General features: G+C 59.6%; 11 protein-coding genes. 7 read left to right on the plus strand and 4 right to left on the minus strand.

The window, feature by feature from the left end; all coding sequences use genetic code 11:
- Nucleotides 1-2 precede the first annotated feature (2 nt).
- The 3 genes from CPA42_RS12385 to CPA42_RS12395 form a co-directional block, all read right to left on the minus strand.
- On the minus strand, nt 3-1592 hold the full coding sequence (locus CPA42_RS12385; protein ID WP_002518532.1) for a mannitol dehydrogenase family protein: 1590 nt from the start codon (nt 1590-1592) through the stop codon (nt 3-5).
- Nucleotides 1593-1607: 15 nt separating this feature from the next.
- Nucleotides 1608-3020, minus strand: coding sequence for a glucuronate isomerase (gene uxaC, locus CPA42_RS12390; protein ID WP_002518533.1), 1413 nt, complete (start codon nt 3018-3020; stop codon nt 1608-1610).
- A 64-nt stretch (nt 3021-3084) separates the two neighbouring features.
- A complete protein-coding gene (locus tag CPA42_RS12395; RefSeq protein WP_002515939.1) occupies nt 3085-4092 on the minus strand; it encodes a LacI family DNA-binding transcriptional regulator in 1008 nt (335 codons plus the stop codon).
- 176 nt (nt 4093-4268) lie between these two features.
- On the opposite strand from CPA42_RS12395, the gene CPA42_RS12400 reads away from it, so the two are divergent.
- The 6 genes from CPA42_RS12400 (at nt 4269) to CPA42_RS12425 (ending at nt 14498) form a co-directional block, all read left to right on the plus strand.
- Nucleotides 4269-5693, plus strand: a complete 1425-nt coding sequence (locus tag CPA42_RS12400) for an MFS transporter (RefSeq protein WP_002515886.1) — start codon at nt 4269-4271, stop codon at nt 5691-5693.
- Between the two features lie 19 nt (nt 5694-5712).
- Nucleotides 5713-6225, plus strand: a complete 513-nt coding sequence (locus CPA42_RS13655; protein WP_002515766.1) for a hypothetical protein — start codon at nt 5713-5715, stop codon at nt 6223-6225.
- Nucleotides 6226-6279: 54 nt separating this feature from the next.
- Nucleotides 6280-8211, plus strand: coding sequence for a glycoside hydrolase family 31 protein (locus CPA42_RS12405; protein ID WP_326998591.1), 1932 nt, complete (start codon nt 6280-6282; stop codon nt 8209-8211).
- A gap of 29 nt (nt 8212-8240) precedes the next feature.
- Nucleotides 8241-10025, plus strand: a complete 1785-nt coding sequence (gene uidA, locus CPA42_RS12410; protein WP_002518535.1) for a beta-glucuronidase — start codon at nt 8241-8243, stop codon at nt 10023-10025.
- Between the two features lie 124 nt (nt 10026-10149).
- A complete protein-coding gene (locus CPA42_RS12415; protein WP_002517309.1) occupies nt 10150-13530 on the plus strand; it encodes a hypothetical protein in 3381 nt (1126 codons plus the stop codon).
- A 266-nt stretch (nt 13531-13796) separates the two neighbouring features.
- Nucleotides 13797-14498 (plus strand): (2Fe-2S)-binding protein, encoded by a 702-nt coding sequence (locus CPA42_RS12425; RefSeq protein ID WP_002515714.1) that lies wholly within the window; start codon nt 13797-13799, stop codon nt 14496-14498.
- Here CPA42_RS12425 and CPA42_RS12430 read toward each other — a convergent pair.
- A complete protein-coding gene (locus CPA42_RS12430) occupies nt 14444-15130 on the minus strand; it encodes a hypothetical protein (protein ID WP_002518536.1) in 687 nt (228 codons plus the stop codon). The two genes, CPA42_RS12425 and CPA42_RS12430, sit on opposite strands and share 55 nt — an antisense overlap.
- Nucleotides 15131-15324: 194 nt before the next feature.
- On the opposite strand from CPA42_RS12430, the gene CPA42_RS12435 reads away from it, so the two are divergent.
- Nucleotides 15325-16671 (plus strand): aminotransferase-like domain-containing protein, encoded by a 1347-nt coding sequence (locus CPA42_RS12435; RefSeq protein WP_002515879.1) that lies wholly within the window; start codon nt 15325-15327, stop codon nt 16669-16671.
- The last annotated feature ends 54 nt before the right edge of the window (nt 16672-16725 follow it).

Below are 16725 nucleotides of genomic sequence, written 5' to 3' on the forward strand. Positions count from 1 at the left end.
GATTACGCAAACTCCTCATCCAGAACCGACCTTACGGCACCTGGACCGGCTGTTAGGCGGATAAAAAATCGTTCAACGACGTCAGATAAAGGTGTCATCGTCAGGTCTACGCCGAAGATATCTCCACGACTAAGGATGGGGGAGATGACCTTGGAATCATCATCGCCAAAACGAACACCTGACACAACAGATTCCAGCTGCCCAAGCAGCGGATCGGAGGACAGCTCTACCGGTTCTCCATCGTCAGCAATGCCCATAAGGTACCGACACCAGGCGGCGAAAACGAACGGGATCGCCCGCAATGACGCAACCTTAAGGGAGTCATCAGCGAGATACGACTTCACGGTCTCACCAAATCGGATCGGAATCTTCTGCGAGGTGTCGGTGGCAATACGACTCGGGGTATCACCAAGGAATGGGTTCGGGAAACGCTCTTCTTCGACTTCGCGCAAGAATTCCTTGGGGTCAATAATCCCCGGATCGCTGACGACGGGGAGCCCTTCCTGCCACCCCAAACAGTGTACTAAACCCGCTAAACCCGGGTCTTTCATCGCCTCGTCAATAGTGGGCTTGCGTAGCAGCACCCCGGTAATGGCTAGAGCAGTGTGGAGCGGGTTAAGGCAGGTCGTCACCTTCATTCGCTCGAACCGGTAGCAGGTATCGCGATCCGTGAAGTAAACCCCGGCTTTCTCTAATTCCGGACGCCCATTCGGGAAACGATCTTCAATAACGAGGTACTCAGCCGGCTCGGTGTTGACAAACCCCGCCACCTCGACGTCGGGGTCGATCCCCATGTCCTCAAGCCCCATTGCCGCTAACTGCTCGGCAACCTTCTGGGACGGGGCCGGGGTGATTTTGTCGATCACGGAGATCGGGAACTCAACCTTTTCTGCAATCCACTCGACAACCCTGTGGTCGATGACGCCTCGTTTCTCCCACTCCGCAGCGATCGTCAGCACCGAGGTGCGCAACATGTCACCGTTGTGGGAGAAATTGTCACAGGACACCACGGCCACCGGCGTCGCCCCAGCGTGGAAACGTCGCACCAGCAGAGCGGTGACAAGACCCATTGCCGTCGACATACGATCAGACTCGGGGTCGCGCCCCAGATCCTCAACAACAGCGTCTTGGTAGGAACCGTCGTAGCCGTTGAGCTGATACCCCTTCTCGGTGATCGTCAGGGTGATTAACTGCAGGGACTCGGCGCAGGCAATCTCGGTGATGCGACGAAAATCGTCATCTCGTCGGTAGGCCAGCCCCTCGCTGATCGACGCTATGACCCCGAAGTCGGTGTGACCATCGGCGTGGGAGGTCACACCAAGGGTCAGCAAATCGTGGTCCGTGAGGCCGCGATCGAGGCGCTGTGGATTGCGGGGCGCGATAGCGGCAATGCCGCACTGCTCAGCCCCGGAGTTCATAATGTCCTGGGCTAACCGAGCGATGTGGACACGGAACAGATTTCCTGGCCCAATATGCATCCATCGCGGCCGATCATGGGCCTGGCTACGCATCTCCCCCACGTCAAAGAGGGGTAAGGCGAGCCCAGCGTCCGCCAACGCGGGCCCATGAAGTGCATCGAGATCAAGCTTCATGACATCCTCTTCGGATCACAGACCAAACACCTGAGTGGGCTGCTCCACAATAAGCCGATGAGCTATCTCAACCGCCTCATCCAGGTCAAGCCTGCCCAAAACCACCAGCTCGGCGAGGTGAGCGGCATCAAGGCGCCGACTCATATCGTGACGCGCCGGAATTGAGCAAAAAGCACGAGTGTCGTCAATCATGCCGCTCACCCGACTGAACCCAGCCATCTCAGTAACGGCGTGTTTGAACCTCATCACCGACTCGGGTGCGTCGATGAACCACCAGGGCACACCGATATAGAGGCTGCGATACCACCCGGACAAGGGAGCGATTTCGCGTGAATAAAGGGTCTCATCGATCGTGAAAACGACCAGCTTGAGGTCCGTGTTGCCAAATTTGTCGAGTAAGGGGTGAAGGGAGTCGACAACTTCCAGCGTCACCGGAACGTCGGAACCAATATCGGCGCCAAATCGATGGAACGCGGCGGTGTCGTGATTGCGGTGCACCGCTGGATGGACGGTCATCGTCAAGCCGTCCTCGCTGGCCATCCTCGCCTGATCGGTGAAAAGATGCCGACGAAGGAGGGCCATCTCCTCGACAGTGGCCCGACCTGCCACCGAGGCGTCAAAAATCGACGCCGCACGATCGTGGTCAAGGATGATGGTGCCTAAGTCGCGGTGGCTGTGGTCACTGGACACCGCGCCGTGCTGTCTAAAGTAAGCGCGCCGGTCCTCCATTGCCTCGGTAAACCCGTCCAGCGTCGTCGCATCGCAACCACTTACCTCAGACAACCTCGCAAGCAAGCCCGTCCAGCCTCCGGCAGCCGGTTCCAGGTACTTATCTGGGCGGAAGGTGGGGGCAACGCGACGGGTGAATGTCTCGTCGGCAGCCAGTCGAGCGTGCCCGTCGAGATCGTCGCAAGGATCATCGGTGGTTGCGATGAAGGCAATGTCGAAGGAGTCCATGAGAGCGCGGGGCAGGAAATCCGGCTGGGCGATTCTTTCAGCGATGGTGTCGTAGATGCGATCAGCGTTCTCAGGGCTGGGTCGTTCGGTGATGCCAAAAATGCCGACAAGCTGGTCAACGAGCCAATAACGCATCGCTGTTCCAGCAAAATCACGCCAGTGCTCGCATAGGATCCGGAAGGCCCTTCGGTTGTCCTCCTCGCTCATCGTCTTGCGCCCAACACCCAGGTCCTCAAGATCGACGCCATTAGCATGCAGCAGCCGATTCACGTAGTGGTCGGGGGTAATGAGCAGGCTCGTCGGGTCAGAGAAAGCCATGTCGTCGGCGATCCATGACACCGGAACGTGTCCATGAGGAGAAATAATGGGCAGACCCTTCGTGGATCGGTAAATTTCGCGCGCAGCAGCCAAAGCGGAGGACTCGCGGGGCAGCAGACGATCCTCGGAGAGGGTGAGAGTCGGCGTTGACATGACGTTCACTGTGCCCCTTTGCAGGGTTTACCCGGAACGAGTTGCCGTCACTTGCCCCGCTTAGCTATCCAGATTCCCGCACCATAAAGGACACCGGGACAACGTCCTCGCTGGGTGCCTGGCGCTCATGATGACTCGGCTTCTCAACCATGTCGAGAAGCCGATTGACGGCCACAACCCCCATTTGGAACTGATTGACGCGAACCGTTGACAACGCCGGCGAAACCAAGGCTGAGAACGGGATGTCGTCGAACCCAATGACGGCGACGCCGTTAGGAATTCTGAGGCCACAGGCCATTGCTCGACGCATGAATCCGATCGCGATGAGATCGTTGTAGGCGATGACAGCGGAGGTCGGATGGGCCCGCCACATATCGAACGCTTCTATGCCGCCCCTGATAGTGGGTGTCGGGCAGGCAAGCTGATGCACTGTGACTTTGCCGTCGCGGCGAGCCCGCTCAAGCAAACTGCGCCACCTCACCCCCGATTGCCAAGACGCTGTCGGCCCGGCGAGATACGTCACTGTGGACCGTCCTTCGCTTACTAAATGGGTGAGAGCATCCCCGAGTCCTTCATCGGATGCTGGTGTCACCGATGACACACCTGGAACCTTACGGTTGACCGTCATGACCGGCTTGATCCCGGCCAGGTGCCGCAAACCGGCGTCCGACATGCGCGAACCGACAAAAATGAAACCGTCGACAGTAGCCAAGGATCGTTTCGTGGTTTCAGACTCAATCTCGGATGACTCGTTGGAGTCAATGAGGACGACCATGTAACCGCGTTTGCGGGCACCTGCGAAAATCCCTTTGACGGTAGCCCCGAACACCGGATTCATGACGTCGGCAACGCACACTGCGACGAGGTGATACGTCCTACTCGTCGAAACTCTCGGCACCTCATCCTGACGGTAACCAAGCTTCCGAGCGGCCTGAAAGATCCGTTCTGACGTCTTGACACTCACCCGCCCCGGACGAGAAAAGGCCCGAGAGACAGTTGACGGAGCAACACCGGCAGCCCGCGCGACGTCGCTAATGGTAACCGGTGCGGTGGACTCCTCGCCTACACCCATGGTCTGATTCTATCGCCAACCTACCTGATCCAGGCCCGTAATACACAGGGTGCAAACCATGGCAAAACATCGCAATCCTTGACACTCCGGTGCGAATCTCTAGACAAGGCGATGCTGCCTGTCCACAATGCTGTGACGATAATCGTCGCAGCCTTGAATAGCATAGAGGGTTGTCAATGTCGACCATCACAACGAAAGGCCAGAAGGCTAAGGCGGTGAATGCTCGCGATTTCGATATTCGCGACATGATTGGCTACGCGCTTGGCGATGTGGGCAACAATTTCACCTTCAACTTGGTGAATTCGTTCCTCATGATTTTCTACACCAATGTTTTCGGTCTTGCCGCGGCGCTGGTGGGAGCATTGTTTATGGCTGCCCGTCTCGTTGACGCCTTCGTCGACATCATGGTCGGCCGCCTTATCGACAACTCGAAGATGACCAAACGCGGACGCTTCACCCCGTGGGTCATGCGCATGAAGTTTCCGCTTGCTGCCTCCGCCATTCTCCTCTTTCTGCCAGCTGCCGGCCACCTTCCCATGACGACACGTGTGGTCTACGCCTTCGTCACCTACCTGGCCTGGGGCATCTTCTACTCCTTTGTCAATATCCCCTATGGATCCATGGCGTCAGCCATCTCCGGGAAGCCGCGCGACAAGACCTCGCTATCCACCGCACGGAGCATTGGCTCGGCTTCAGGCGCCGCCATCGTTAGCTATGTCGTGCCGCTTATTATGTACGGCAGCAACTCTCATCAGATCAACCCGCATCGATTCTTTACGGGAGCGGCTATTTTCGCCGTCCTTGGCTTGTTCTGCTACATCGGTCTGACGATGCTGACCGTCGAGCGTATTCGAATTGACAAGACGGAGCGCGTCCCACTGGGCAAGATGTTCTCTGAAATGGCACACAATAAAGCCCTCGTCATGCTGGTCCTTATTGATATCGTTGTCGTCATCAACCAGAATCTTTCTGGTATCACGCTGACCTATCTTTTCAATGATTATTTCCAGAATAAGACTGCGATGTCTATTGCCCTAGTATTCAATTTCACAACTGTTATTCTAGTAGTTCCTTTCGCGCAGACCCTGGTTCGGAATTTCGGTCGAAAAGAATCGGCAGCAGTGGCATTATTCTTCGGCGCCGCCATGTACGGTCTGATGCTCATCATCCACACCCACAGCCCCTGGATTTTCCTTGTTGACCTCTTCTTCGGCTCACTTGGCGCCGGCGTGTTCAACCTCATGGTGTGGGCCTTCATTACCGACGTCATCGATGCCCAGGAGGTCATGTCCGGGGAGCGTGAAGACGGTGTCATCTATGGCGTGAACTCCTTCGCCCGCAAGCTTGCCCAGGCCATTGCCGGTGGAATCGGCGGAGCCATGCTGACGATGATCGGCTACCAGTCCTCCTCCCAAGGTGGTGCCGTTCAGTCGGAGTCCGTCGTCAATCACCTGTACACGCTCGCCACCGCCATCCCGACGATCTGCTGCCTCGGCGCTGCCCTGCTCATGCTGGGCTACCCGCTCACCCGCGACAAGGTGGTCGCCAACGCCGACGAGTTGGCTCGTCGCCACGCAGTACAGGCCGAGCAAAACTCCTGACCCATAACGGAGGCACATCATGGACACGCTCATGCGGATCACCGACCACTTGACAACCTCGCCGGGTATCCAATTGAAAATTGACAAGCGATGGGGTGCCTCCGTCACATTTGTGACGCGTTCCATCGCCCACGTGCGAATTTTCGACGCCGCCGATCCGCAGCTCGACCGGACCTGGAGCATCAGCCTCGGTTCCAACGCCACCCCGCGGACCGGACTGGGGCCCCGTGACCTCCTCGACCATTCCCCTGCCCCGGCATGGGCGGGCAATTCTCGCGATGTCGCGCCCGTCGAGGACATGGAGGTGACGACAACTGTCACCGCCAGCGCCGAAGACACTGCTAGTCACCCGGAGTTTTCCGGGGTTTACGCTGACGAACCGGTCGATTCCCCTGACCCAGACGAGAAGTCCTTCATCGTTGGCACCGATTCGCTGCGAGTCATCATCCGCGACTGCCCATTACGGATGACCTGGCAGCGCCGGGCTGACGACTGGGTCACCGTCAGCGAAGATCGCCCCACCGGGGCCTAGGCCTATGAAATCGGGACTCACACCGGGCGGGTCGCCCACCACAGAGTCCGCAACATCGACGACCGTTACTACGGCCTCGGTGAGAAATCGGGCGACCTGGAGCGCACCGGACGTATCTTCGACATGAGGTGCCTGGACGCCCTGGGATATGACGCCGGCAGCACCGACCCCCTGTACAAACACGTGCCTTTCCTCATGACCCGCACCGCCAACGGTGCCTTCGGGATCTTCTATGACAACCTGTCGGCATCGCGATTCAATCTGGGAGCCGAAGTCGACAACTACCACCGTCCTTTCACCTCGTGGCAAGCCGACCACGGCGACATCGACTATTGGGTCATGACAGCCGACCACCTCTGCGACCTCACCCCGCAGATCTTGCGTCTCACCGGCAACCCGGCCTTTCTACCGCGCTGGGCGCTGGGCTACTCGGGCTCGACAATGCACTACACCGACGCCCCCGACGCCTCCTGCCAGTTGCTGAAGTTCATCGACCTGTTGCGCGAGCATGCGATCCCGTGCGACTCCTTTCAACTCTCGTCGGGCTACACCACCATCGGCTCGCGCCGTTACGTCTTTACCTGGGACCGTGACAAATTTTCCCAGCCCACCGACACTACGAGGCACTTTCGTGACGCCGGCCTCCACCTGGCGGCAAATATCAAACCAGCCCTACTGACGACGCACCCCTATTACCGCGATGTGGCAGAGGCGGGGATTTTTGTCACCAACTCCCGGACTGGGGAACCGGCGACGTCGATGTTCTGGGGCGGTCACGGCGGCAACGTCGACTTCACCAACCCGCGCGGAGTGCAGTGGTGGAAAGGCAACGTCCGCCACCAGCTCATCGACATGGGCATCGAATCCACCTGGAACGACAACAACGAGTACGAATTGTGGTCAGAGGACGCCATTTGTGACGGTTTTGGTCACCCTGTCGAGCTGGACCGCATTCGCCCAGTGCAGGCCCTTCTCACGAGCCGCGCCTCCTTTGAAGCCCAACGCGAGGCTGCCCCTGTCGAACGCCCCTTCCTTATTTCTCGGTCTGGGCCGCTAGGTCTGCAGCGCTACGTCCAGACCTGGAGTGGTGACAATTCCACCTCTTGGCGCACCCTGAAGTACAACACCCGGATGGGTGTAGGGATGAGCATGTCTGGGCTAGTGAATTTCGGCCACGACGTCGGCGGATTCGCCGGTACCGCCCGACCCGGCCCGGAGCTTTTTGCCCGCTGGGTGGCCAACGGCGTAATGCATCCGCGCTTCACGATCCATTCCTGGCACAACGATGGTTCGGTCAATGAACCCTGGATGTACCCCGAGATCACCGACATCGTCCGAGAGATGATCCGGCTGCGCTACCGCCTCATCCCATTCCTGTACACCCTGTCATATCTGGCGGCGGAGCGACGCGAACCCATCGTCAACCCGGTGTTCAGCCTCGACGACACGCTTCATGAGGAGTCCGATGATTTCCTACTCGGCCACGACCTGTTGGTGGCATCCGTCGTCGAAAAGGGCCAAACCACTCGAACCGTCACCCTCCCTCACGTCTCCGACGGCTGGTTTGAGTTCGACACCGGCGTCCATCATGACCCAGGCACCGTCACCCTCGAGGCCCCACTAGACCGCCTGCCACTGCTGGTGTGCGCTGGGGCAGGGATCCCACAGTGTGAGTTGCCCGCGCCTTCGGGGGAAATCATCACCACGCGGACGGTCGAAAACTCCCCACACAGGATCGTTCTCTACCTTCCTGACGGTAACGGCCATTCGCAGGGATTTTTCTTCGACGACGATGGCCATACCAATGGTTACCACCAGGGCCATGGGTACTGGCTCACCTGGTCCGCCGATCACACCGACACCACGGTGATAGTTCATACTCATGTCGAAGGTGACTACCAACCGTCATGGGGAACTATGGCTTTCGCTCTTCGCCCAGGAGATGACCGCGCCATCAAGGTCGTAGCCGACGCCGCCCAGGACTAGAAACCAAACGCCACAACCGGAAGGAGATCATGATGCTGCGACCACAGGACACCGCCACCCGGGACACGAAGTGTCTGTCGGGGATGTGGGACTTTGCCTTCGACGCCGAGGACCGCGGCCAGACAGAGAAATGGTTCACTCGACCGTTGCCCACGTGCACCGAGATGGCAGTTCCGGCGTCGTACCAGGATCTCTCCACTGATCCCGCCGCCCGCGATCACGTTGGCCCAGTCTGGTACCAACGTGAGGTTCGCATTCCGCGCGGTTGGACCGATGATCGCGTCGTCGTCCATTTCGAGTCTGCGACTCATGCCGCCACCGTCTGGGTCAACGACGTCGAGGTCGTCAGACATGTTGGCGGGTACCTCCCTTTCGAAGCCGATATCACCGATCATGTCTGCGCGGGCAAAAAATGTCGGCTCACGGTTCGTGTCGATAATCGGTTGTCCTTCCAGACCATTCCGCCGGGGATTATCGTCGACTCTCCCGAGGGCCCGAAGCAGAAGTACTGGCACGACTTCTTCAATTACGCCGGCATCCACCGCGACGTGTGGCTGTGTCGCCGCCCCCAGGCCCACATTGAGGACGTCACCATCACCACTGACATTGACGGAAATGACGGAATCGTCACCTGGTCGGTTCTTTTGCACGATGCTGAACCTTTAACGACTCGGGTGACAATTTTCGACACCGAGGGCAACGTGGTCGCTGGGGGAACCAGTGCGAACGCCCATGCGCGCATCCCGTCGGTCCATCTCTGGCAGCCAGGCCACGGGTATCTTTACGAGGCCGAAATCTCCCTAGTCGACGGTGATCAGGTAATCGATACTTACCAGCAGGTCTTCGGCGTCCGAACTATCCGTGTCGACGGCGCCCGCCTCCTCGTCAACGGCGAGCCCGTGCACTTGACCGGATTCGGCATGCACGAGGATCACCAGACCATCGGCAAGGCCCACAACGATGCCCTCATGCTGCGCGACGCCGCCTGTCTAGAGTGGATCGGGGCGAATTCGCTGCGCACGTCCCATTACCCCTACTCCGAGCGTATCCTCGACTACGCCGACCGTCATGGTCTGCTCGTTATCGACGAAACCCCTGCTGTCGGCATAAACATGGGTCTGGGTGGCGGCATTTTTGGCGCCCAGGGCTACCCGACTTTCTCCGCGGAGACCATCAATGACAAGACCCAAAAGGTTCATGCCCAGGTCATCCGAGACCTTATCGCTCGAGATAAAAACCACCCCAGCGTCATCATCTGGTCCATCGCCAATGAGCCAGAGTCTGAGACTGAAGCCGCCGAAAACTACTTCCTCCCCCTCTTCGACGTGGCACGCGCAGCCGACCCCACCCGTCCGGTGAGTTTCGTCAACGTCATGCTCGCTCCGTTCGGAAAGTGTCGCGTATCGCAGTACTCCGACGTTTTGCTGCTCAACCGCTATTATGGCTGGTACGTCGACACTGGCGACCTGGCCGCCGCTGAGCGTCACTGGCGAGAAGAGATGGCAGGTTGGGCCAGCGAGAACAAGCCGATCATCATCACCGAATACGGCGCCGACACCATGCCCGGTCTGCACCAAATCCCCGCCCAGCCATGGAGCGAGGAGTACCAGGTCGAAGTGCTCAAGATGAACGAGCGGGTCTTCGACTCTTTCGACGCCATCGTCGGTGAGCACATCTGGAACTTCGCGGACTTCGCGACCACCAGTGGCACGATGCGCGTCGGAGGCAACCGAAAGGGCATCTTCACCCGGGATCGCCAGCCCAAGTCGGCCGCCTTCCACCTGCGCAAGAGGTGGCGTGGCGTCGCGCAGTAACGTCCGCACAAGTAGACCCGGTGGGCGTGAGAGCGAGCGCCCTTACGCCCACCCCCGCCCGGACCGCTTGCCCGTCTGGCCACTCCTCCATGGGAACCACTCGATGGCAGGCACAATTGGTTCTATGGTCACTCAAGCTCACATGGATTCCGTGAATCTAAGACTGGCGCTCAACGGTCTGCCACTGCCGACGGCTGCGCGCGCTTCCTACATTGACGTTGTCGCCCCAGTCTTGGCCCGGCAGCGTGAGCTGAGGAGGGAACTCCCCGAGCTCCTCTGCCCGGCCGACCGCCGTATTCAGGCATTCATCGACCGCTACCTGGGCGAGGACTCTTCCGTCCACCCCCGACTGCCCGACACCACCTTGACCCTTGACGAGCCCGGCCTCGCACGGGCCCTCTCGCTACCCGTCGACGGCGACGATTTCAGTTCCGACCTTGTCTCGAGTTACCGAGTGGCCAACGGCGTCCTACACAATCCCCGCAATGACCGTCGCACCACTGCTGGTGTATTCCACGTCGCCGAGGGCGGACTGGCAATCCCCGACGACAAGAAGGCCGTGCCGATCGACGTCTTCGCCCGTCTGCTCGACCTTGCCTTCCAGGCCCCACCCGAGCACACCCTGCTGCCTTACACTTCTACCCAACCGGTCGACCGCCAGGCCCACACCTGGGTTTCCTTGTTGCTGAGGCCCCTGGTGGTGCCCGAAGTGCCCGGTTTCGTCTCCGAGCGCCGCATGGAGATTCGGTTCTTCGCCCCCGGCGGGCTGGTCTCCAACCTGGACTTCGTGGAGGGGATCTTTGGTAACAGTGGCGATCCCCTTCTGCCCGTGAACGACTCGGCCCTCGCCCCGTCGGGTTGGACTGGCCACAGCGGCTGCATCATCCTCGCCCCGCATCTCAACCTCATCCGTAAGGTAGACCTCGGTCTGCCCCATGTCGACCAGGCAACCGACCGTCAGCGTCGCGACGGGATGTGCTGGTCTGACGAGTCTGAGCTCTACAACGAGGGCAAGCCATTCAAGCTGTGTGCCCGTGACGAGTCCGGGGTCATCCTCACTATCGTCGCCGACAACTACTTCGGCTATTGCAAGAAGGAGGTTAAGACCCAGATCTCCTACTCAGCTAACTTGTTCGGGCTGGCCGAGGAGGAGCATTCCGGCGGCGCCCGCGCCTACATCTCCCACAACGAGGGCCAGGAATACGCCACCCCAGTCTGCGACCAGACGGTTTCCGACGTCGTTATGGCCAATCCGGACCACTTCGAGATGCTTAGCGACGGCCAGGCCCGGGTACTCGATATCGACGACGTCGTCCTGGTGCCGGGTGGGACCAAGTTCAGCCTGCGTGACGGCACTGTCAGCTGGGATAACGGTGACCACTCGATCCGAATGCGCGCTGACACCGAGTACATCTCCCCCGCCGGCTACCGGATTCACATGGTCCACAACGATGCTGACGACCAGTGGTACCTCGAGGGCACTTACGGCGATTCGACGACTCTACATAAGTGCTGCACGGTATCCGGTGGTGGGAAGTCGGAGATTTCCAAGGCCATATCGGACACCTTCCTGTGGGGCAATGCCTACTCTCCGGATTTCGAGGCCGACATGGATGCCGTCGATGACATCTTGCATCGGGACTACTCGACGCGGTTCGCCGATCCCAAGCTTAACGGCATCGACCATCGTCCGGTCCTCTCGACGGAGCGTTCGGTGGGTTCGGTCATCAAGCTCCTCACCCCATCCTCGGACTTCACCGACTGGTACAACGATTGGATCAACTCGATTCCGGCCTTCCGCAAGGAGCTGGTCTTCACCATCAAGCGCTACTACAAGCCGGAATGGGGTGATGACTGGCGCTCCCACTTCAGCGTCGCCCCCACAAATGGTCGCCACGGCAACATGGTCCGTCTCGACGGCCAGAAGGTGCTGGTGAGTATGGCGCGCGTGGGATTCCAGCCCGACGGCTCGTGGCGGCTGTTCACCCTGCGCCACGATTACGCTCCGGCCGTTAAGGTGCAAACCGAGGATGACATGACAGCGTCAATCGTCACATCTCCGGGCGTAGTTACCGGCCCTGAAGGTCTGTCGCGCAAAGTCGTCGCCAACTGCGAAGCGTTGCTCTTCCAGCGCCCTGACGACGCCATTTACCGTGGGTACGACACCCAAACCGAGCGTGATATGAGCGGGACGGACTTGTTCATCTCGAACTACCAGCCGCTGACCCGCGAGGACGTCAGGGCAATGCGTGACGACGTGGTGGCCTTCTCGAAGTTCACCCCACCGATGCGCACCTTCCTGTCGAACTTCGCTGATTCCGACCCTTCGGAGCAGCCAAAATTCGTCGTCTCCAGCGCCGATCCTCGTCTTATCGACGGGGTGCGTTCGCGCAACCCACGCTACTTGCAGGTGCGTCCAGACATTGCCAAGCCGCGCGAAACCGCAATCGCCAATCTTGCCAGCCACCTGTATCACGGACTGCCGATCGACGAACCGCTGCCCCTGCCGGTCGACGTGGTCGCCGCCGGGCGTCGCAACAACCCGCCCGAGGGCAAAATCCCGGCCTTGTGTGCGTACAACCCACTGCACTACATGGAGCTGCCGGAATTATTCATGGAGTTCATCTCCTCGATGACTGGTAAGAGTCCTTCGACGACGGGAGCCGGTTCGGAGGGAGCCCTGACGAAGGCACCGTTCAATGCCTTGCCAGCGGTCTTCGACCTCAACTCGTCCTTCCTGTCCTTCGTGCTATCGGGGTATGATGGTTGGTTATCTTCGGCCGGATTCATCGGCCCGAAGGTTGAGGTCGCCCACGACATTTCCCTGCTCGTCCCGGAAATCTTCTGCCGGATGTCCCCAGCCGAGAGGGATGCCAAGACCCTTATCGAGGGTGGCTATCTGGAGAAGCTGGAAGATTACGATAAAGATGGCGAACTCATTCTCGCCTCCCGTCTGGGCTACCGCATGACGGAAAAGTTCATGCGCGCCTATTTCGGGCGTATCTTCTTGCACCCCGACACCGTCTTCACCCCTGAGATGCTGCGTCCGGAACTTCAGGACGCCGACATCTTCGCTGACTCGGTGCGAACGATCTCGACTACTCACGCTCGAGTAGCTAAGGCCTATTTCGACGACGGGACGGTCTCGCTGGCGGTACCGCCCATCCGGGCTCTGCTGGAAATCATGGTCAATGGAGTTTGCTCGGAGGGTTGGACTCTTGACGATCCCGAGTTGCGGGAGATGTTCACCCGCGAGTCAGTACTTGCCTCCGACTGGTACGCCGAGCGTATCGACGCCAAGCAGGCCGAAGCCGTGCGGCGCGCCGAGCGAGGAATCGCCCACCTTGAGCAGTTCATGGCTGATCCGCGTAACGCGTCCGCCTGCGAGGAAATTGACGTCCAGGCCCGTCTGGATCAAGTCCGCAAGTTCCACGATCGCGCCGTGACGGCTGAGTACCGCCAACAGTTGGTGGGCACTCTTGGTCGGCAGGTCAACTTCCGCTGAGGTTGGTCGGCCCCGCGTGTCATCACCTGGGGCCGATCGTCTGTTACCCAGGTCCCTGGTTCCCGGTATCCCGGGCCGTTCGTGACGTATCCGGGATCTCTAAACCCTGAACACAATCTGGGCGCCGGATCCTTGTGACGGAAAATCCCGCCTCGGGTGGGGTCACAACACTTGAGTGCCTCGCCCCTCACCGTGGCGGGATTTTTCGCACCTCATCCCTTGTCACTGGACTCGCGAAGCAGCATGAGAGGCAGCACTATGGGGGTGTGGACGTCATTGATCTCACTACAGCCGGTTTCGACGAGTGGGTCTGTGTCGAAAATCACCGGCCGAGCGATCTCCCCGCTGGTTCCTGGCTTCCGGCGATTCAGCTCATCGCTCCCGAAACCCTCATCCGCCGTGTCAACCATACCCACGAGGCTCTCCTGACCCAGCGCCATGAGGGAAAGGCGGGCCATGGTCACGAGGTCCCTGCCGCAGATGGCCCGGTTGCCTATCGTGTCGCACTGTCGGCAACCCAACTGGGAATTGTCGCCAGGTTGGTGGTTCCGGTCGTCGCAGCCCGGACCCTCGGCAACGATGTTGATTTCCCCAGGCTCGCGGACCTCTGGTTCCGTGATGTGCCTCTTGCTCCGGTTCCCGTGTCGGTAGCTTGGCAACCGGGACCAGCGAAAATCACCGGTTCAGCGGTTGAAGAGATCACTCGTGCCTTCATCGCCGCCGGGTTGAGCAAAATTGTCGCCTGGGACAACCTAGCCTCAGCAGTGAGCACTTCGGTCATCATGGTGACTCGCTGTCGCCCAGATTTACGCCAGGCAGCCATCGACGTCGCCACAGAGATATTGGCTATGGTCGACCCACGCCCCGGTATCACTGCCGGACCGGGCTTTCACCGCCGCAGCTGTTGCCTCTATTACCAGGTCAGTGGCTCTCGCATAGCTTGCTGTGGGGACTGCGTGCTGGTCTGAACCACGGTCGCCGGGGCATCGTAATCATGGCGGGCCAAACTCATCGGCCATCGCAATCGTCCAACATCAGCTGGAACTAACCCGTTGCCGCGCAACCACCCAAACCAGCGCTCTATCCAGCTCTCTTCCGTTTTAACTGACCGCCGCAGGTCTAACCTCATGCGACGAATCGCTCCGGCGCTCATAGGGTCAACCTCCTGGAATCCCCACGATTCCAACCAGGTGACGGGTGCGATACGAGGATCGGTGCATGGTCCAATAACGCCACCAGCCTCAATGACCGGCACGGATCCGTGTAGGCGAGCTGCCAGGAAGGATGTCCGCACTCTCCCCCAAGAAGCGTCACTCCGATGAGGAAGAAAGCCCACTAGAACCGCTGCCCCAGGTGTGCGGGGAATTTTCGACATCGGATGGTCTGGCGGAAGACAGGTTTCAGTAGCGACGAGCAGGATGCCCTCGATCTCGTCCCCGTGACGACTTGCGACCCCAAAGAATCCCCACCGCTGACAAGCTTCATCAGCCCACTCTGGCAAAGCCTTGTCAGGGTCAATTTTCCATTGCCGCAGTCGGGGGGCGGGTCCCAGAATTCGGGTGTCCTCCCGCTTCAGCGTTGTCAAATGCCTGACTCGCACAATGTCTCCTCCCGATGCGCCCTGCAGCGGATCGACGACGGCTCCTCACCGCGCCCCGCTGTGACGTCCGATGGGTGAAATAGACCACACCTGGGTGAGTGTCATTCTAGATTTCCGGGTCTGCGGTGGGGCACAGTGGGAGGGTGAGCAGCACAAACCACATCACCAGGCAACCTGTTCCTCCGACCGATAGCGTGCGCGTCAAAGCCGCCGTTGCTGCTCACGAGGCCGCTGACGCTGCTACCGACCGCCGAGTCGACACCACCTTTGACAAGTTCCACGATCGGTATTCCACCCGCTCCCTGGGATTGAAAACCTCTCCCGTCCGTGCCCTGTTCGCGGTAGCGAATCGCCCCGAGGTCGTTTCCTTAGCCGGTGGTATGCCTAACATTGCCGACCTCCCTCTTGACGTCGTCAGTGAGTCGTTGAAGGAGCTCGTTGATACTCGCGGCACTGTCGTTATGCAATACGGGTCGGGGCAGGGTGAACCTGAGATGCGCAAGCACATCTGCGAGGTGATGGCCGTTGAGGGGCTCGTCGCAGACCCTGATGACGTCACTGTCACGTGTGGTTCTCAGCAGGGCCTGGATCTCGTCACGCGCATTTTTTGCAACCCAAGCGACGTCATTATGGCCGAGTCGCCGGCTTATGTCGGGGCGCTCAATACCTTCGCCTCGTACCAAACTGAGGTCATTCACGTCGACATGGACGACAGCGGGTTGGTTCCGGAATCCCTGCGTGAGAAAGTGACTGCAGCGCGTCAAGACGGCAAGTCGGTGAAGTTCCTTTACACGGTTCCTAACTACTCGAACCCGTCGGGAATCTCGCAATCCACCGAGCGTCGCCGGGAGATCCTAGCGGTGGCTGACGAGCTGGATCTGTTGGTGGTTGAGGACAACCCGTACGGGTTACTCAACCTCGATGGTGATCCACTGCCGACGTTGAAGTCGATGGATCCCGACAACGTCGTGTACTTGGGGTCCTTCTCCAAGACATTCGCGCCAGGCTTCCGCATCGGTTGGGTTCTGTCGCCGTCGTTCGTACGCGACAAACTGGTTCTTGCCCAGGAGTCGGCGACCTTGTGCCCGCCGGTCTTTTCCCAGTTTGCTGTCTCGAGCTACCTGGCCCATTGGGATTGGCGTGCCCAGGTGGATAGCTTCATCAATATGTACCGCATCCGTCGTGACACTATGCTGGCCTCGTTGGCTGAGACTATGCCTGAGGGGACGACGTGGTCTCACCCATCTGGCGGGTTCTTTGTCTGGTTGACGATGCCGGGAGCGATCGATTCTGCCGCCATGCTTCCTCGAGCTGTGACGAAGTTTGTCGCTTATACGCCGGGGACGGCGTTCTACGCGGATGGTCGTGGTCAGCGCAATATTCGCCTGTCGTTCTGTTACCCGACTCCTGAGCGCATCAAAGTCGGTGTCGAGAGACTGGCTGGTGTGATGCGTGAAGAGCTGGAAATCGCCGAGACGTTCGGGCTGGCTGACGAGCGGCGTCATTCCCGCGATTTGGGGCCTGGTCCGAACTTGGCGTGATTCTGACAGGGATCAAACCCTGCAGCGATGCGACTCCAATTCGCGTTCTATAGA

The sequence above is a fragment of the Cutibacterium acnes genome (genome assembly GCF_003030305.1).
Lineage (GTDB): Bacteria > Actinomycetota > Actinomycetes > Propionibacteriales > Propionibacteriaceae > Cutibacterium > Cutibacterium acnes.